This window comes from Streptomyces sp. PKU-EA00015, assembly GCF_013387495.1.
Taxonomy (GTDB): domain Bacteria; phylum Actinomycetota; class Actinomycetes; order Streptomycetales; family Streptomycetaceae; genus Streptomyces.
Map to the genome: position 1 here is coordinate 177,285 of NZ_JABZEE010000011.1, position 17,545 is coordinate 194,829.

General features: G+C 71.6%; 15 protein-coding genes and 1 pseudogene. 9 read left to right on the forward strand and 7 right to left on the reverse strand.

The genetic code is table 11. The features are described 5' to 3' along the window. Nucleotides 1-101 precede the first annotated feature (101 nt). From HW130_RS11445 to HW130_RS11455, 3 genes are all read right to left on the reverse strand, one after another. Complete coding sequence (locus HW130_RS11445) at nt 102-740, reverse strand: PadR family transcriptional regulator (RefSeq protein WP_177149373.1); 639 nt, start codon at nt 738-740, stop codon at nt 102-104. A gap of 85 nt (nt 741-825) precedes the next feature. Next, nucleotides 826-984 carry a hypothetical protein gene (locus tag HW130_RS35845; RefSeq protein WP_256356027.1) on the reverse strand — a complete coding sequence of 53 codons (159 nt, stop codon included), beginning with the start codon at nt 982-984 and terminating at the stop codon, nt 826-828. An 823-nt stretch (nt 985-1,807) separates the two neighbouring features. Then, complete coding sequence (locus HW130_RS11455; RefSeq protein ID WP_177149375.1) at nt 1,808-3,403, reverse strand: protein kinase; 1,596 nt, start codon at nt 3,401-3,403, stop codon at nt 1,808-1,810. Between the two features lie 303 nt (nt 3,404-3,706). Between HW130_RS11455 and HW130_RS11460 the strand changes: the two genes are divergently transcribed. Beyond that, on the forward strand, nt 3,707-5,245 hold the full coding sequence (locus HW130_RS11460) for a protein kinase (protein WP_177149376.1): 1,539 nt from the start codon (nt 3,707-3,709) through the stop codon (nt 5,243-5,245). A gap of 19 nt (nt 5,246-5,264) precedes the next feature. Here HW130_RS11460 and HW130_RS11465 read toward each other — a convergent pair whose 3' ends face one another. Together HW130_RS11465 and HW130_RS35850 are read right to left on the reverse strand one after the other, a co-directional pair. Next, entirely contained in the window at nt 5,265-6,275 is a 1,011-nt protein-coding gene (locus HW130_RS11465; RefSeq protein ID WP_177149377.1) for a phosphotransferase, read from the reverse strand. Nucleotides 6,276-6,586: 311 nt separating this feature from the next. Beyond that, a pseudogene (locus tag HW130_RS35850) lies at nt 6,587-6,817 on the reverse strand (response regulator); the annotation flags it as partial. Between the two features lie 345 nt (nt 6,818-7,162). On the opposite strand from HW130_RS35850, the gene pdhA reads away from it, so the two are divergent. From pdhA to HW130_RS11490, 5 genes are all read left to right on the forward strand, one after another. Continuing rightward, nucleotides 7,163-8,311: a pyruvate dehydrogenase (acetyl-transferring) E1 component subunit alpha gene (gene pdhA, locus HW130_RS11470; RefSeq protein WP_177149378.1), complete on the forward strand. Its 1,149-nt coding sequence runs from the start codon at nt 7,163-7,165 to the stop codon at nt 8,309-8,311. A 2-nt stretch (nt 8,312-8,313) separates the two neighbouring features. Beyond that, on the forward strand, nt 8,314-9,294 hold the full coding sequence (locus tag HW130_RS11475) for an alpha-ketoacid dehydrogenase subunit beta (protein ID WP_177149379.1): 981 nt from the start codon (nt 8,314-8,316) through the stop codon (nt 9,292-9,294). A 14-nt stretch (nt 9,295-9,308) separates the two neighbouring features. Then, nucleotides 9,309-10,715 carry a dihydrolipoamide acetyltransferase family protein gene (locus HW130_RS11480; protein ID WP_177149380.1) on the forward strand — a complete coding sequence of 469 codons (1,407 nt, stop codon included), beginning with the start codon at nt 9,309-9,311 and terminating at the stop codon, nt 10,713-10,715. A 110-nt stretch (nt 10,716-10,825) separates the two neighbouring features. After that, entirely contained in the window at nt 10,826-11,488 is a 663-nt protein-coding gene (locus tag HW130_RS11485) for a GntR family transcriptional regulator (protein WP_177149381.1), read from the forward strand. Further along, nucleotides 11,485-12,792, forward strand: a complete 1,308-nt coding sequence (locus HW130_RS11490) for a nitrate/nitrite transporter (protein WP_177149382.1) — start codon at nt 11,485-11,487, stop codon at nt 12,790-12,792. The genes HW130_RS11485 and HW130_RS11490 overlap by 4 nt, the downstream gene beginning before the upstream one ends. A 58-nt stretch (nt 12,793-12,850) precedes the next feature. Here HW130_RS11490 and HW130_RS11495 read toward each other — a convergent pair whose 3' ends face one another. Then, nucleotides 12,851-13,675, reverse strand: coding sequence for a maleylpyruvate isomerase family mycothiol-dependent enzyme (locus HW130_RS11495; protein WP_177149383.1), 825 nt, complete (start codon nt 13,673-13,675; stop codon nt 12,851-12,853). 169 nt (nt 13,676-13,844) lie between these two features. Between HW130_RS11495 and HW130_RS11500 the strand changes: the two genes are divergently transcribed. Further along, complete coding sequence (locus HW130_RS11500; RefSeq protein ID WP_177149384.1) at nt 13,845-14,651, forward strand: carbon-nitrogen family hydrolase; 807 nt, start codon at nt 13,845-13,847, stop codon at nt 14,649-14,651. A 1-nt stretch (nt 14,652) separates the two neighbouring features. On the opposite strand, the gene HW130_RS11505 is transcribed toward HW130_RS11500, so the two are convergent. Beyond that, nucleotides 14,653-15,147 carry an LURP-one-related/scramblase family protein gene (locus HW130_RS11505; RefSeq protein ID WP_177149385.1) on the reverse strand — a complete coding sequence of 165 codons (495 nt, stop codon included), beginning with the start codon at nt 15,145-15,147 and terminating at the stop codon, nt 14,653-14,655. Nucleotides 15,148-15,200: 53 nt separating this feature from the next. Between HW130_RS11505 and HW130_RS11510 the strand changes: the two genes are divergently transcribed. Next, nucleotides 15,201-15,509, forward strand: coding sequence for an antibiotic biosynthesis monooxygenase family protein (locus HW130_RS11510; RefSeq protein ID WP_177149386.1), 309 nt, complete (start codon nt 15,201-15,203; stop codon nt 15,507-15,509). Nucleotides 15,510-15,590: 81 nt separating this feature from the next. Further along, on the forward strand, nt 15,591-17,402 hold the full coding sequence (locus HW130_RS11515; protein WP_177149387.1) for an NHL domain-containing thioredoxin family protein: 1,812 nt from the start codon (nt 15,591-15,593) through the stop codon (nt 17,400-17,402). The last annotated feature ends 143 nt before the right edge of the window (nt 17,403-17,545 follow it).

Here is a 17,545-nt window from a genome sequence, read left to right on the forward strand (position 1 = left end):
GAGAGGTCGAAAGGGGCCTCGGGAGGCCGGAGAGCGGCCGGGGCGGACGCCCTGGGCATACACGGGCTGCCGCGTGCCCGTCGAAGAAGCCGCAGCGGGCCCTACGCCGGTCCGGGGCGCCGGCCCGAGGCCGATGTCCGGTCCGGCGCGGGCGACGGCGCACGAGGCGCGGCCGGCGGCGGGTCCTGCCGGGCCGCCGCGGAGAGCCTGGTGAGCCTCATCTCGCAGTGGTCGAGCCAGCGGGCCTCGGCCTCGGTCTGGAAGATCAGCTGTTCCAGCACCAGCAGCCAGGCGACGTCGTCGCGTTCCTGGGAGCCACCGCTCTCGATCGCGGCCAGCGCCTGCGCCTTGAGCCGGGTGTAGTCCTGCATCGCCTTCACGGAGTGACGGCGCTGGGACTGGATCACGGAGCGGATGTCCACGCCGGGCGTCCCGACCGCCATGGCGAGCTTGATGGCGAGCTCGTCGCGCGGCGGACTGCTGCGGTCCACGGGCGCCGCGAACCACTGCCGGAGCTCGGCGCGGCCCTTGTCGGTGATGACGTAGAGCGTGTGGCCCGCCTCGTCCTCGCCGTCCTGGGCGACCATGCCGTCACGTTCGAGGCGGCCGAGGGTCGTGTACACCTGGCCGACGTTCAGCGGCCAGGTGGCGCCCGTGCGCGACTCGAACTCGGAGCGGAGCTGGGAGCCGTAGCGCGGGCCGGGCTCCAGGAGGGCGAGAAGCCCGTGACGGATCGACATACTCGGTATGTATACCGGGTATGCCGCCTGCGGCCAACCGTCGCCGGAAGGACGTGCGGGGTCCGTCTTGAGGAGGACGGCTGTGTCAGCGGCGGCGCAGACGGATGCCGAGGAAGCCGATCCCGAGGCCCATCAGGGCCATGCCGACGCCCAGTGACAGCGGTGAGATCTGGTGCGCGACCGGCGCGGGCGCGGAATGAGGTCCCTGGTCACCGGCCTCGGCCGGTGTCCAGTGCGGCGGCACGGGCGACCCTGCGCCTGCGGATCCGGCGTCCTCGTCCCCTCGGGGCGCCCCGTCATCCGCAGGAGGGGGATCGTCCCCCGCGTCTGCCGTTCGGGGCGCCTGCCCCGGGGCGGAGAGGGACGGCGCCGCGGAGCGGGAGGGCTTCGGTGAGCGCCGCGCGGGCTCGGAGGCGGAGGCTGCGGGGGAGGTGACGCTGCGCGCGGGGTCCACGGACGGGCTCGCGCTCCCGGTCCCCGTCGGCTGCGGCCGTCCGGGCCGCGGCCGGCCCTGGCCCGCCTGCCGCCCGGCGAACGAGGTCGAGGGTGCGGGCGACGGCTTCACGACGGGCCGGGGCATCGGGGGCTCGGACGGCTCGGCGTGCGCGGCCGGTGCGAGAGGAAGAGCCGTCAGCGCGAGCGATGCGACGGTGATCGCGCACCGGGCGCGGAGTTGTGGAATCACCGGAGGGCCTCCCGTGACGGGGCACCGAGTCGCCGAACTGATCGAGAACGGACTCAGCGTCACATGGAGGAACAGATCCGGCATCTCGGGCACTCGGGCTCGGGCAGCGCCTCCGGCGGGAAGCCTGCGCCCAACGGCCGAGGCCCGGTACACGGACGGTGTACCGGACCTCGGCCGAACGGCGTATCACCGGGCCGCTCCACACGGCCGCCTGGGGGACTAGGGTCTCTCGTTTGGATCATGCCGGGCTCGCGGGCCCTGGCACGCACGCTCGCCGCGTTGTCGTCGGTCGCCATGGCTCCGCCATTGTCTCCCTCCTCCGCCTTGCGATCGCACGCACCAGACCCCGCTCACTGATCCGGCCTGATCCAAACGAAAGACCCTAGTCGGCGCGACCGGTGGACACCTCGAGCATGAACGTCGTGTTCTTCTCGGAGATCTCCGTGTCCGCCAGCGGGAACTGCGAGAGGACGATGTCCTCGCCCCACTGCGCGTTGGCGACTTCCTTGATGTTGAGCTTCCAGCCCATCGTGTCCGCGCATTCCTTCACGGACAGGACGTCCTTGAAGACGAAGTTCGGCGCCTGGACCTTCGACGGGTCGTCGTAGCCCTCCTGCGGGTTCGAGCACTTCGTCTTGTCGATCGTGCGGTTGCGCTCGGGGCCCTTGTAACTCGCGTCCTGTGACGCGCTCGTCGACGGGTCGCCGCCCCCGCCCGCCTCAGTCCCCTCGTCGTTGCCGTTCAGCGCGATCGCCGTGACCAGGCCGCCGACGGCGAGGAGCGCCACCGCGACGGCGCCCACGATCACGGGCATGTTCCGCTTGCCGCCGCCCGACGCGGGCGCCGGGGCCGGCGACATGGTGTACGGCGGCGGCGTGGAGGCCGCCGGGGGCTGGGTCTGGTACGCCGGGGCCGGGTAGCCGTAGTGCGGCGTGGGCGCCGGGGCTGGGGTGGGCGGACCGTACGGGCCCGGCTGGTAGGGCGTCTGCACGCTCTGCGGGGCGGGCGTCGCCTGGTCCAGCGGCGGGAAGACGGCGGAGCCGACACCCGAGCCGCTGTTCGCCGGTGCGCCACCCATGATCACGGGGGCGCCGGTGTGGCCGGCGCCCGCGACCCGGGCGCACTCGTCGCGCATCGCGGCCGCGCTCGGAAAACGCTCGTTCGGGTTCTTCTTCAGCGCCCGGGCGACCAGCGCGTCCATCGCGGGGGTGAGGGAGCGGTTGATCGTCGACGGGGCGACGGGCTCCTCCTGCACGTGCGCGTACGCGATGGCGAGCGGCGAGTCCGCGTCGAAGGGCAGCCGTCCGGTCAGCAGCTGGAAGAGCATGATGCCGACCGAGTACAGGTCGGAGCGGGCGTCCACGCCGCGGCCCAGGGCCTGCTCGGGCGACAAGTACTGGGGAGTGCCGACGACCATGCCGGTCTGCGTCATGGAGGTGACGCCCGACTGCATGGCGCGGGCGATGCCGAAGTCCATGACCTTGACCACGCCGCGCTTGGTCATCATCACGTTGCCCGGCTTGATGTCGCGGTGGACCAGGCCCATCTCGTGGCTGGTCTCCAGCGCGGCCAGCACGTCGGCGGTGACCTTGAGCGCCTTGTCGGCGGGCATCGCCCCGTACTGCTGGATGTCCGCGGCGAGGACCGAGCCGAGCGGCTGGCCCTCGACGTACTCCATGACGATGTAGGGCATGAGCGAGCCGTCCAGCTCGTCCTCGCCCGTGTCGAACACCGAGACGATGTTGGTGTGGGACAGCTTGGCGACGGCCTGCGCCTCGCGGCGGAAGCGCTCGCGGAAGGACTGCTCCCGGCCGAGCTCCGTGTGGAGCGTCTTGATCGCGACCTGGCGGTCCAGCGCGGAGTCGTACGCCAGATATACGGACGCCATGCCGCCTTCGCCGAGCAGGTCTCGAAGCTGGTACCGGCCGCCCGCTACGGAACCGCCCGCGTAGCGGCCCTGTGCGCCGTCCTGGCTCATCTCGTGCTTCCCCCTGTGCGCGCGGTGGCCGCGGCTGATCCGGATTTACGGGCCAAGTCTGCCCGAGGGCACCGACACGTCAAGCCGGGTGCCCGTTCCGTGACCGTACGCACAAGAAGCGTCTCGGAAGCGTTACAGGAACAGCATGGAATTTGCGCGGGCCGGTGGACTGCGGCTTTGATGGCCGGTCTCCTTCGAAACCGGCCTGTCGTCCGAAGGCTGTAGCGTGGCGTGGCACAAGCACCCTGAGGACAGCGGCCCCGCACGCACCACGCAAGCGGACAGATACGACGGCGAGGACTGATGGCACCCGAACCCGAAGCAGACGGCGGCGGAGTGCCGGAGTCGGCGGACGCCTGGGGCATCGGCGGACTGGTCGGTGACGGCCGCTACCGGCTGACGCACCGTCTCGGCCGCGGCGGCATGGCCGAGGTGTTCGCGGCGGAGGACGTACGGCTCGGCCGTACCGTCGCCGTCAAGCTGCTGCGCGCCGATCTCGCCGAGGACCCCGTCTCCAAGGCCCGGTTCACGCGCGAGGCGCAGTCGGTCGCCGGCCTCAACCACCATGCCGTGGTGGCGGTCTACGACTCCGGCGAGGACGTCGTCGGCAGCCAGACCGTCCCCTACATCGTGATGGAGCTCGTCGAGGGCCGCACGATCCGCGATCTGCTGGTCAACGCCGAAGCCCCGCCCCCCGAGCAGGCGTTGCTCATCGTCTCCGGCGTCCTGGAGGCCCTCGCCTACTCGCACCAGCACGGCATCGTGCACCGTGACATCAAGCCCGCCAACGTCATCATCACCAACTCCGGTGCGGTGAAGGTGATGGACTTCGGCATCGCCCGCGCCCTGCACGGCGCGCAGTCGACGATGACCCAGACCGGCATGGTCATGGGCACCCCGCAGTACCTCTCCCCCGAGCAGGCGCTGGGCAAGGCCGTCGACCACCGTTCCGACCTGTACGCCACGGGCTGCCTGCTCTACGAACTGCTCGCGCTGCGGCCCCCGTTCACCGGTGAGACGCCGCTCTCGGTCGTCTACCAGCACGTGCAGGACATCCCGGTCCCGCCGTCCCAGGTCCTGGACGCGGTGCCGCCGGAGCTCGACGGCCTGGTGATGCGCTCGCTCGCGAAGGACCCGGACGACCGGTTCCAGAGCGCCGAGGAAATGCGCGGACTCGTCCAGTACGCACTGCAGATGCTCCAGCAGCAGGGCGGCCACACGGGCATCTGGAACACCGGCCCGGTCGACCTGTACGACCCCGGGAGCACCCCGCCCGGCGGCATGACGGGACCGACCGCGGTGCACCCGGTGCACGGCGAGACCTCCCAGGGCCCGCTCCTGCCGCCGCCGAACCCGCACGACGGCGGCTACGACGGCATGCACCACGGGCGCGGCGGCCGCGGCAAGGTGTGGCTGCTGGCCGCGCTCGCGGTCGTCGCGGTGGTCGCCGGCATCGCGTTCGCGTTCAACAAGGCGAACGACTCCGGCAAGAACCCCGACACCACGCCGACGGTCTCGCAGACACCGTCCACGCCGGACGAGACGCCCACGCCGTCCGACGAGGAGACGGAGCCCACCGAGGACCCGGGCACCACGACCGGGGGCGACGAGCAGCCGTCCTGGACGCCGTCCGACATCCCGTCGTACACGCCGAGCACGCCGCAGACACCCTCCGGCGACCCGACGACCAGTGGCCCGACCGACGACCCGACGGACGATCCCACCGGCGATCCGACGGACGACCCGACCGACGTCCCGACGGACCCGACGGACGTCCCCACCGACCCGGCGGGCGGCGCCGACGGCGGGAACGGGGACACCGCCGGCAACGAAGGCGGCTGAGACCGCCGCACGCGGAGGGTCAACCGGCGAAGGCGTCGCACACCGCCTCGTACTCCCGCGTCCACCAGACCGCCAGGGCCGACGCCGCAGGAAACTGCGGGTCGGCCCTTCGGTCGTGGAGCTGATAGCGCCAGCGCAGTATCCAGAAGTCGTTGAGCCGCTCCCACCACACCCGGTGCACCGCCGCGGCCAGTTCCGCCGGGTCCGCGTCCGCCGCGCGCCGGTAGGCCCGCGCGTACGCCCGGACCTTCGCCAGCTCCAGCTGTCCGGCGGGCTGGACGAAGAAGATCGCGGCTGCCCGTACCGCCTCCTCGGCCCGTGGCTGGACGCCGAGGCGGTCCCAGTCGACGATCGCGGCGGGCTCGGCGCCCCGGTACAGCAGGTTCAGCGGGTGGAAGTCGCCGTGGACCCAGCCGCCACCGCCGCCCGGCGGCGGCCTGCGGCCCGCGTGCTCGGCCAGCAGAGCACGCCGCTGGAGCAGCCGGTGCTCGGCCAGGGTGTCGAACGAGTCGCGCGGGCGGCTGCCGCGGGCCAGCTCCAGCAGCTCGTCGATGAGCGCGAACGTCTCCTCGGGGTCGGCGCTGTCGTACGCGGCGCTCCGGCTCGCCGCGCCGTCCATGACCTGGGCCAGACAGGTGTGCACCAGCCCCAGCAGAGCGCCGAGCCGCCGTGACTGGGCGGTGCTGAGCTGGGCGCCGCCGCGGTGCCGGCCGTCGACCCAGGGGTGCAGGGCGTAACAGCGGCCCCCGATCACGGCCACCGTGCCGCCGCCCGCGTCCTCCAGGGGCGGCGCCACCGGGACGCCGAGCGTCTGGAGCCTGCGGGTGGCCTTGTGCTGGCGGACGATGGCGGCCTGGTCCCCGTCGAGGTGGTGCTTGAGGAAGTACGCGCCGCGCGTGGTGGAGAGGCGGTAGCCGCGATTGAGGAGGCCCTGGGTGACGGGACGGCAGGAGAGCGGTTGGCCCACGGTGTCGTAGCGGCGCAGAAGGGCGTCGACGGGGGGCGCAGCAATAGCAGATGAGCGCGGCACCCGCCAGATGTTAGATCACGCTGCGTGTCGCGCCGGTGGCTGTTCGAGGTGGTCGACCGCGTGCACGACGACGGACCGCGGGTCGGCGCGCAGGTGGACCGGGTCGAAACCGGCCGGTCGACGGCGCGGTGATCCTCGGTGGGCATGCCTTTCCCTCTCCGTCACCTGCGGCCCCGGACGGCAGGGCCACCGGATGTCCACCGGGGAGGGGGCCGAAGTCCCCGCCGGGGGGCCCAGCGGATTAGCCCGAACGGGTGACGCCCCCGGCCGTGCACCGCGATGACGCATCGCCGCCGCGGACGGCCTTGAGGACATGTGATGTTCTCGTTCTGAGAACGGACGTCGCGGCACACCTCGACGCCGTTTCCGTCCGGCAGCCGCACCTGGAGAAACGCCACGTCGGGAGCGGTGGCGGGGATCCTGACCAGGGCGTCTTCCGCCGTACCGGCCTCGCCCGCGACCTCGGTGCCGGGTTCGGCCGAAAGTGGTTCCCGGACGCCGCGCCGCCCGGCTGCGGGGTCGGCGAGCGGGAATAGGGTGATTTTTCCTTCTTCATGTGCCTGGGCAGTCTCACATGTTGACTCTTCCCGTGCCTGGGGTGTGCGGGATAACGTGCCTTCGTTCCGGCGGTCCGCACGGCCCTGACCAGTGGCGTTCCCGCATTTCCTCGATTTACTTGGAAATCCAAGCAAAATCGCAGGTCAAATGGGGTTTCGCAGGAGTGCTGCGCACTGGGTAACGTGCCTTTGACAGGACGTTCGCCGGGGCACCTGTCACGCCCGAATCCGGCCGCGTCGCACCCACCCCGTGCACCGGTCCGGACGCGGGCGAGCCGCACTGGCCACACCGGCGGACCCCGGGGGCCGGACCGACGGAGGAGCACGCACGTGACCGTGGAGAGCACTGCCGCGCGCAAACCGCGACGCAGCAGCAAGCGCGTCAGCGCCGCGAAGAAGCCACAGAGTTCCGAGCCCCAGCTCGTACAGCTGCTGACGCCCGAGGGTGAGCGCGTCCAGCACCCGGACTACGACATCGACCTGAGCGCCGAGGAGCTGCGCGGGCTGTACCGCGACATGGTCCTCACGCGTCGGTTCGACGCCGAGGCCACCGCCCTGCAGCGCCAGGGTGAGCTGGGCCTGTGGGCCTCGCTGCTGGGCCAGGAGGCCGCCCAGATCGGTTCGGGACGCGCTCTGCGCGACGACGACTACGTCTTCCCGACCTACCGCGAGCACGGCGTCGCCTGGTGCCGCGGGGTCGACCCGACGAATCTGCTGGGCATGTTCCGCGGTGTGAACCACGGCGGCTGGGACCCGAACAGCAACAACTTCCACCTGTACACGATCGTCATCGGCTCGCAGACGCTGCACGCCACCGGCTACGCGATGGGCGTGGCCAAGGACGGCTCCGACTCGGCCGTGATCGCGTACTTCGGCGACGGCGCGTCCAGCCAGGGCGACGTGGCCGAGTCCTTCACCTTCTCCGCGGTCTACAACGCCCCGGTCGTGTTCTTCTGCCAGAACAACCAGTGGGCGATCTCCGAGCCGACCGAGCGCCAGACCCGCGTCCCGCTCTACCAGCGTGCGCAGGGCTACGGCTTCCCCGGCGTCCGCGTCGACGGCAACGACGTCCTCGCCTGCCTCGCGGTCACCCGCTCCGCGCTGGAGCGCGCCCGCCGAGGCGAGGGCCCGACCCTGGTCGAGGCGTTCACCTACCGCATGGGCGCCCACACCACCTCCGACGACCCGACCAGGTACCGGCACGACGAGGACCGCGCCGCCTGGGAGGCCAAGGACCCGATCCAGCGCCTGCGGACGTACCTCGAGAACGAGGGCCACGCCGACGCGGCCTTCTTCGCCGCCCTGGACGAGGAGAGCGACGTGCTCGCCAAGCGGGTGCGCGAGGCGGTACGGGCCATGCCCGACCCCGACGACATGGCGATGTTCGACCACGTGTACGCGGACGGGCACGCGCTCGTCGACGAGGAGCGCGCACAGTTCGCCGCCTACCAGGCGTCGTTCGTCGAGGAGGGCAAGTAGTCATGGCGGTACAGAAACTCCCGCTCGCGAAGGCGCTCAACGAGTCGCTGCGCAAGGCCCTGGAGACCGACCCCAAGGTCCTGATCATGGGCGAGGACGTCGGCAAGCTCGGCGGCGTCTTCCGCATCACCGACGGGCTGCAGAAGGACTTCGGCGAGGACCGGGTCATCGACACCCCGCTCGCCGAGTCCGGCATCGTCGGCACGGCGATCGGCCTGGCCCTGCGCGGCTACCGCCCGATCGTGGAGATCCAGTTCGACGGCTTCGTCTTCCCCGCGTACGACCAGATCGTCACGCAGCTCGCGAAGATGCACGCCCGCGCACTCGGCAAGATCAAGCTGCCCGTCGTCGTCCGTATCCCCTACGGCGGCGGCATCGGCGCGGTCGAGCACCACTCCGAGTCCCCCGAGGCGCTCTTCGCGCACGTCGCGGGCCTCAAGGTGGTCTCCCCCTCCAACGCCTCCGACGCCTACTGGATGCTCCAGCAGGCCGTCCAGAGCGACGACCCGGTGATCTTCTTCGAGCCGAAGCGGCGCTACTGGGACAAGGGCGAGGTAGACACCGAGGCGATCCCCGGCCCGCTGCACACGGCGCGCGTCGCCCGGCCCGGCACGGACATCACCCTCGCCGCCTACGGCCCGATGGTGAAGGTCTGCGTCGAGGCCGCGGCCGCGGCGGCCGAGGAGGGCAAGTCGGTCGAGGTCCTCGACCTGCGCTCGATGTCCCCGATCGACTTCGACACGATCCAGACGTCCGTCGAGAAGACCGGCCGGCTGGTCGTGGTCCACGAGGCCCCCGTCTTCTACGGCTCCGGCGCGGAGATCGCCGCCCGTATCACCGAGCGGTGCTTCTTCCACCTGGAGGCCCCGGTGCTGAGGGTCGGCGGCTTCCACGCCCCGTACCCGCCGGCCCGCCTGGAGGAGGAGTACCTTCCGGGACTGGACCGGGTGCTGGACGCCGTCGACCGCTCGCTCGCGTACTGAGGAGTGCCGTGACCATGACCGCAGACACCTCCCTGCGCTTCCGCGAGTTCAAGATGCCCGACGTGGGCGAGGGACTCACCGAGGCCGAAATCCTCAAGTGGTACGTCCAGCCCGGTGACAGCGTCACCGACGGCCAGGTCGTGTGCGAGGTCGAGACGGCGAAGGCGGCCGTCGAGCTGCCGATCCCGTACGACGGCGTCGTGCACGAGCTGCGTTTCGAGGAGGGCACGACCGTCGACGTCGGCACGTCGATCATCACGATCGACGTGGCTCCCGGCGCGGGGCCGGCCGAGGAGCCGCCCCCGGCGGCCACCGAGCCGTCGCTCGCCGCCGCCGAGCCGCCGCCCGCGTCCGAGCCGGAGCCGGAGGCCAAGCCGCAGGGCCGCCAGCCGGTCCTCGTGGGTTACGGCGTCGCCGAGTCGTCGACCAAGCGCCGTCCGCGCAAGGCCCCGGCCGGATCCGTCCCCGAGCAGGCCGCCACGGCCGCGATCCAGGCCGAGATGAACGGGGCCGCCCCGGCCCGTCCGCGTCCGCTCGCCAAGCCGCCGGTGCGCAAGCTCGCCAAGGACCTGGGCATCGACCTCGAGGCGGTCACGCCCACCGGCCCCGACGGGATCATCACCCGCGAGGACGTGCACGCCGCCGCGGCACCCGCGCCGGTCGCCGCCCCCGAGCCGGTGGCGGCCGAGGCTCCCGCTCCCGTGTCCGTCCCCGCCGGTGCTCGTGAGACCCGTGTCCCGATCAAGGGCGTACGGAAGGCGACCGCTGCCGCGATGGTCGGCAGCGCCTTCACCGCGCCGCACGTCACCGAGTTCGTCACCCTCGACGTGACGCGCACGATGAAGCTGATCGAGGAGCTGAAGGCCGACAAGGAGATGGCGGGGCTGCGGGTCAACCCGCTGCTGCTGATCGCCAAGGCCCTGCTCGTCGCCATCAAGCGGAACCCGGGCATCAACGCCGCCTGGGACGAGGCCAACCAGGAGATCGTCCAGAAGCACTACGTCAACCTGGGCATCGCCGCGGCCACCCCGCGCGGTCTGATCGTGCCGAACATCAAGGACGCGCACGACAAGACCCTGCCGGAACTGGCCGAGGCGCTGGGCGAGCTCGTGGCCACCGCGCGCGAGGGCAAGACCACCCCGGCGGCCATGCAGGGCGGCACCGTGACCATCACCAACGTCGGCGTCTTCGGCGTCGACACCGGCACGCCGATCCTGAACCCCGGCGAGTCCGCGATCCTCGCGGTCGGCGCGATCAAGCTCCAGCCGTGGGTCCACAAGGGGAAGGTGAAGCCTCGCCAGGTCACCACGCTCGCGCTCTCCTTCGACCACCGGCTGGTCGACGGTGAACTGGGCTCCAAGGTCCTCGCCGACGTCGCGGCGATCCTGGAGAACCCGAAGCGGCTCATCACCTGGGCCTGACGGGCCTGTTCCACGTGAAACACCCCCGGTGAACCCACCGGGCACGGAAGCCCCGTCCGTATCGCGGACGGGGCTTTCTGGTTGAAGTCTGTTGTATCTATGCTGTGTGCATGCCTGCCGCCTCCGCGCCCCCCGTCAGACAGCCCCCGGCCGCCGACCGCGTCTACACCCACATCAAGCAGGCCGTCCTCGACCGGCAGTACGAGGGCGGGACGCTCCTCACGGAGGGCGAGCTGGCCGAGGCCGTCGGCGTCTCCCGCACCCCCGTGCGCGAGGCACTCCTCAAGCTCGAGGTCGAAGGGCTGATCAAGCTCTACCCGAAGAAGGGTGCGCTGGTCCTCGCCGTCTCCGCGCAGGAGATCGCGGACGTCGTCGAAACGCGGCTGCTGGTGGAGGAGTTCGCCGTGCGCAAGGCGGTGCCCGCGCCCGCCGCACTCGTCGCCCGCCTCCAGGAGCTCCTCGACGAGCAGCAGCGGCACGCCGCCGCCGGCGACCTCGCCGCCTTCGCCGTCAGCGACCGCTGCTTCCACGCCGAGATCGTCCGCCACGCGGGCAACGAGATCCTCTCCAAGCTCTACGACCAGCTGCGCGACCGCCAGTTGCGCATGGGCGTCGCGATGATGCAGGCACTCCCCGACCGGGTCACCAGGAACCACACCGAGCACGCCGAGATCCTCGAGAGGATCCGGGCCGGTGACGCGGACGGCGCCGCCGAGTGCGTGCGCAGCCACCTCAGCCGCGTCAAGGTGCTGGTGCGGGGTGAGGAACGGTGAGCGCGTCCTCCTGCGAGGTGTCCCTCCCCAGTGATCCCCCCGGCGGCCGACGGGCCGCCGCCGTCTGGGGCATCGGCGTCGCGGTCTACTTCGTCGCCGTCATATTCCGTACGTCCCTGGGCGTCGCCGGACTCGACGCCGCCGACCGCTTCGACGTCAACGCCTCGGCCCTGTCGACCTTCTCGATCCTGCAGCTGCTCGTCTACGCGGGCATGCAGATACCCGTCGGCCTGATGGTCGACCGGCTCGGCACCAAGAAGGTCCTCACCATCGGCGTGGTGCTGTTCACCGTCGGCCAGCTCGGGTTCGCCCTCTCGCCCTCGTACGGCATGGCGCTCGCGTCCCGTGCGCTGCTCGGCTGCGGCGACGCCATGACGTTCATCAGCGTGCTGCGGCTCGGCACCCGCTGGTTCCCCGCCCGGCGCGGTCCCCTCATCGCGCAGATCGCCGCGCTGTTCGGCATGGCGGGCAACCTGGTCTCCACCCTCGTCATCGCCCGCATGCTGCACGGCGTGGGCTGGACCGCCACCTTCGCCGGCAGCGCCGCGGCCGGCCTCGTCGTGCTCGTCCTGATGCTCCTCTTCCTCAAGGACCACCCCGAGGGCCACGAGCCGCCACCCGTCCGGCACACGGGCGCCGCGTTCGTTCGGCGTCAGATCGCCGCGTCCTGGCGCGAGCCGGGCACCCGGCTCGGCATGTGGGTGCACTTCACCACCCAGTTCCCCGCCATGGTGTTCCTGCTGCTGTGGGGGATGCCGTTCCTCGTGGAGGCGCAGGGGCTGACGCGTGAGAGCGCCGGCGCTCTGCTGACTCTCGTCGTGGCGTCCAACATGGTCGTCGGCCTCGTCTACGGGCAGATCATCGCGCGCCACCATGCGGCACGCACCCCGCTGGCGCTCGGCACCATAGGCGCCAGCGCCCTGCTATGGGCGGCCACCATCGTGTACCCCGGCGACACCGCCCCCCTGTGGCTGCTCATCACCCTGTGCACCGTGCTCGGCGCCTGCGGGCCCGCCTCGATGATCGGCTTCGACTTCGCGCGGCCCGCCAATCCGCCCGAACGTCAGGGGACGGCGTCCGGCATCGTCAACATGGGCGGTTTCGTCGCCTCGATGACCACGCTGCTCGCGGTGGGCGTGCTGCTGGACGCGACCGGTGACGACTACCGGATCGCGTTCTCGTCCGTCTTCGTGCTCCAGGCCCTGGGGGTCGCCCAGATCCTGCGGCTGCGGGCGCGCACGGTGCGGCGCGAGCGCGAGCGCCTGGTGGCGAGCCGGGTGGAGGCCGTGCACGTGCCGGTCTGACCGCCACCCGCCACGGGCGACGGCAGGGGGCGGGTGCGCCCGCCCCCCAGCGCCTTCGTCAGGGCGTGACCGCGATGACGCGCAGGATCGCCTCGGCCGCCTCCGCGTCGCCGTCGACCTTGACCCGGTCCGCCACGGCCGCGGGCCGCACCCGGCCGCATGCCAGCCGGTAGAACGTCTCCCAGTCCGTCGTGAACGTCACCAGCGGGCCCAGTGACGGCGAACCGTCCACCGAGCCGTGCCCGTCGGCGTCCACCCGCACGGTCCGCAGGAACTCCACCGGGCCGCTCACGTCGAAGACCACGGCCGAATTCGGCGGCGTGCCCGCGTCCTTGGCCACCACCTTGGGCAGGGCCTCGAGCAGGCAGTCCCGCGTCACGTACGCACCCGGCGAGTCCAGGTTTCCCGGCTTGCCGAGCGCCACGCGCAGATCCTGCTCGTGCACCCACGTGTCGAACGCGCGCATCCGGTAGGCGAGTTCGAGGGTCTGCTCGGCCCCCAGCGGGGCCCGGACCGGAGTGTCGGGGGCGCGGTTCTCGTTGCGCAGCTGACGGGCCCGGCGGATCATCGTGTACTCGAGCTCGGCCGTCATCTCCGGGGAGGTGTGGTGCCGGCGCACATCGACCTGCATCTCCATGTAGCGCGCGAACTCGCTCCGCACGTGGTAGAGATCGCGCGGCAGCGAGTGGATCGGGCGCGGGTCGCCGAGCATCTCGCACTCCATGCCGATGACGTGCGACACGATGTCCCGCACCGACCAGGCCGGGCAGGGGGTGGCGCGGTTCCACTCGCCCTCGGGGAGCGGCTGCACCAGCTCGGCTATCGACTCGACTGCGTGGGTCCAGGCATCGGCGTAGTTCTGGAGGCTGGGATGGACGGTCACGGGACCCCTCGGCGGTCGTACGCGGGCAAACTGGACTGGCGGCGGTCTGTGGGGGTCCGGGGGTGGCCCCCGGATGAGCACAGTACGCTGCCCGAAGGCACCCCGGCAGTGCTTTCGTGTGACGATCGTAGGCCCGAGTTGACAGCTCGAATGCCAGGACGGTGGTAGTGTGCGCGCCTCGCTCGTGCAGATCGCAGTAGACCCGGACGAATCGGTCGATTCTCGCAGGCGCCGCGTCGCCGCGCTGGTACGCGAGCAACGGGACGCCGACCTGGTGATCCTTCCCGAGCTCTGGCCCGTCGGCGCCTTCGCCTACCAGCAGTTCGAGGCGGAGGCCGAGACGCCGGCCGGGCCGACGTACGCGGCCATGGCCGGAGCCGCGCGCGACGCCGGCGTCTGGCTGCACGCCGGCTCGATCGTCGAGCGGGACGGCGACGGCACGCTCTACAACACCGCACTCGTCATCGCGCCCGACGGCCGGATGGCCGCCGTCTACCGCAAGATCCACCGTTTCGGCTTCGACAAGGGCGAGGCCGTGATGATGGGCGCCGGCGAGGAACTGGTGACCGTGTCCCTGCCCGGTGCGCTCACCCTCGGCCTCGCCACCTGCTACGACCTGCGCTTCCCCGAACTGTTCCGCGGCCTCGTCGACGCCGGCGCCCAGGCGCTCGTCGTCCCGGCCGGCTGGCCGGCCCGCCGCCGCGAGCACTGGACTCTGCTGGCCCGTGCCCGCGCCGTCGAGAACCAGGCGTACGTGCTCGCCTGCGGGACCGCGGGCACGCACGCCGACGTCGAACAGGCCGGGCACAGCATCGTCGTCGACCCCTGGGGCGAGGTCCTCGCCGAGGCCGGCCCCGACGAGGAGGTGCTGACCGTGGACCTCGACCCGTCGAAGGTGGAGAAGACCCGGGAGCTCTTCCCGGCGCTCAAGGACCGCCGCCTGGGCCTGCCGGTCCCGCCGGGCCGGTCCGGGTAGCTCACCCCTCCTCCCGCTCCTTCTCCGCCATCCGGATCACGCACTCCGCGACGGCGATCAGCAGCGCGGCGTCCGCGTCCTCGCGCACGACGTCCACGCCGTACGTGTCCCGCGGCGTCAGCCACCGCCGCGAGATGTGCGCCAGCAGTTCGCCCTCGTACTGGACGGCGAACTCCCGGTCCAGGATCCGCCCGCTGACGTCCAGAGCGGTGCCGTCGGCGAGCGTGACCCGGTAGTGGTTGCGCAGCAGCGACAGCCGCTTCCTGCGGATCGTGGCGAGGGCGGCCCCGTCCCGCTCGATCGTCATGGCATCCCGCAGGCCGAGCAGCCTCTGCCGCAGCGTGACGAGCACGTACCCGCTAGGGTCCTTGAGCTCCAGCGTGTCCCGCAGCCGCAGCGCCTTTCCGTCCACGAGGAAGGCGTGCCGCCCGTGCTCGTCGTCGATCCAGTAGTCGTCGCCGATCGCGAAGATCTTGTCCCGCACCAGGTAGGTCATGGGCGCACGGATTCCCGAATGAACTGACCGGTATGCCGGATTAGCCTGGTGGTATGAGAGAGGAACTCAAGCACTGGTCCTCGGGGAACTGGCACGTCACAGAAGGGAAGGCCGACGATTTCATCGACGCCTGGACGGAATTCCTGGCGTGGACCAAGGGCGCCAACGAAGGGTTCGTGAAGGCCCGCCTCATCCGCGACCTGTCCGACCCGAACCACTTCGTGTCCTTCTCGGCGTGGCGGAGCCCTGAGGCGATGTCCGAATGGCAGGGCAAGCCCGAGTTCGCGGACCTCTTCGGGAAGTGCCGGGCACTGTGCGACGACATGACGAGCGGGATCTACGAGTCCACGGTGACGCTCTGACGGTCGCGCGGGGTCACGATCCGGCACCCGGGGCCGCACGGCCGTGATCCGGCATTCATACCCGGATGGCAAGCTTGAACCATGAACGATGCCGCCCCGGCGCCCACCCCCGCGCCCAGCCGCCGTGCCCGTGTCCGTGCCCCCGAGCTGATCGGCAAGGGCGGCTGGCTGAACACAGGTGACAAGCAGTACACCCTCGCGGACCTGCGAGGGCGCATTGTGGTCCTCGATTTCTGGACCTTCTGCTGCATCAACTGCCTCCACGTCCTCGACGAGCTCCGCGAGCTCGAGGAGAAGCACCGCGACACCCTGGTGATCATCGGCGTGCACTCGCCGAAGTTCGTCCACGAGGCCGAGCACCAGGCCGTCGTCGACGCCGTCGAGCGGTACCAGGTCCACCACCCCGTCCTGGACGACCCCGAGCTCGCGACGTGGAAGCAGTACGCCGTACGGGCCTGGCCCACGCTCGTCGTCATCGACCCGGAGGGGTACGTCGTCGCCCAGCACGCGGGCGAGGGGCATGCGCACGCCATCGAGAAGCTCGTGGAGGAGCTGGAGGCCGAGCACGCGGCCAAGGGGACGCTGCGGCGTGGTGACGGGCCCTATGTGGCGCCCGAGCCCGTGGCCACCGATCTGCGTTTCCCCGGCAAGGCGCTGCTCCTGCCGTCGGGCAACTTCCTCGTGTCCGACTCGACCCGGCACCAGCTCGTGGAGCTGGAGCCGGACGGCGAGAGCGTCGTGCGGCGGATCGGGGACGGCGAGTTCAACGAGCCGCAGGGGCTCGCGCTGCTTCCCCACGGCCGCGTCGCCGTCGCGGACACGGTGAACCACGCCATCCGCGCCTACGACCCCGAGACCGGTGCGATCGAGCTCCTCGCCGGGACCGGGAAGCAGTGGTGGCAGGGGTCGCCGACCTCGGGGCCCGCGCTGGAGGTCTCGCTGTCGTCGCCGTGGGACGTGGCCTGGTGGGACGGCAGGCTGTGGATCGCGATGGCCGGCGTGCACCAGCTGTGGACGTACGATCCCGACGCGGGCACCGTGCAGGTCGCCGCGGGCACGACCAACGAGGGCCTGGTGGACGGCCCGGCGGCCGAGGCGTGGTTCGCGCAGCCGTCCGGGCTCGCCGCGACCGGGGACCGGCTGTGGATCGCCGACTCGGAGACCTCGGCGGTCCGCTTCATCGACCGGGACATGCAGGTCCGCACGGCCGTCGGCACCGGTCTGTTCGACTTCGGGCACCGCGACGGGGACGCCGGACAGGCGCTGCTCCAGCACCCGCTGGGCGTCACCGCGCTGCCCGACGGCTCGGTGGCGATCAGCGACACGTACAACCACGCGCTGCGCCGCTTCGACCCGGCGACGAACGAGGTCACCACGCTGGCCACCGATCTGCGGGAGCCCAGCGGGGCCGCGCTCGTGGGCGACGACATCGTGGTCGTGGAATCGGCCCGGCACCGGCTGACCCGGCTGCGGCTGCCGGAGGAGGCCGTGCGCGTGGAGGGCGTCGCCCACCGCACCCAGCGCGCCGCGACCGACGTCGCGCCGGGCGCGCTCCGGCTGGACGTCGTCTTCCAGGCCCCGGCAGGCCAGAAGCTCGACACGCGCTACGGGCCCTCGACCCGCCTGCTGGTCTCCTCCACCCCGCCCGAGCTGCTGCGCGCGGGCGAGGGCGCGGGGACGGATCTGAGCCGGGAGCTGGAGCTGAACCCGGAGATCACCGAGGGCGTCCTGCACGTCTCGGCCATGGCGGCGTCCTGCGACGACGATCCTGCCAACCAGTACCCGGCCTGCCACGTACACCAGCAGGACTGGGGCGTTCCGGTGCGCCTGACCGCCGGCGGCGCCGACCGACTGCCGCTCGTCCTGGCGGGGATGGACCCGGCGGCCGGGTAGGCCGAGACAGGTCCCGAGGCGGTCAGCGAGCCCTGGCCGCCTCGGCGAGGCCCTTCATCAGGTCGTCCTTGTTCACGCAGGGCTGGAGCTCGACGTCCGCGCCGAGAGGTCGCCTTCCTGCCGGGCACGGCCGCGCGTCTGCG

What these genes read in the sequence shown, in the direction of transcription:
- HW130_RS11445 (WP_177149373.1), bottom strand. Translation starts at nt 740, where the DNA reads ATGTCGATCCGTCACGGGCTTCTCGCCCTCCTGGAGCCCGGCCCGCGC.
- HW130_RS11455 (WP_177149375.1), bottom strand. Translation starts at nt 3,403, where the DNA reads ATGAGCCAGGACGGCGCACAGGGCCGCTACGCGGGCGGTTCCGTAGCG.
- HW130_RS11460 (WP_177149376.1), top strand. Translation starts at nt 3,707, where the DNA reads ATGGCACCCGAACCCGAAGCAGACGGCGGCGGAGTGCCGGAGTCGGCG.
- HW130_RS11475 (WP_177149379.1), top strand. Translation starts at nt 8,314, where the DNA reads ATGGCGGTACAGAAACTCCCGCTCGCGAAGGCGCTCAACGAGTCGCTG.
- HW130_RS11480 (WP_177149380.1), top strand. Translation starts at nt 9,309, where the DNA reads ATGACCGCAGACACCTCCCTGCGCTTCCGCGAGTTCAAGATGCCCGAC.
- HW130_RS11485 (WP_177149381.1), top strand. Translation starts at nt 10,826, where the DNA reads ATGCCTGCCGCCTCCGCGCCCCCCGTCAGACAGCCCCCGGCCGCCGAC.
- HW130_RS11505 (WP_177149385.1), bottom strand. Translation starts at nt 15,147, where the DNA reads ATGACCTACCTGGTGCGGGACAAGATCTTCGCGATCGGCGACGACTAC.
- HW130_RS11510 (WP_177149386.1), top strand. Translation starts at nt 15,201, where the DNA reads ATGAGAGAGGAACTCAAGCACTGGTCCTCGGGGAACTGGCACGTCACA.
- HW130_RS11515 (WP_177149387.1), top strand. Translation starts at nt 15,591, where the DNA reads ATGAACGATGCCGCCCCGGCGCCCACCCCCGCGCCCAGCCGCCGTGCC.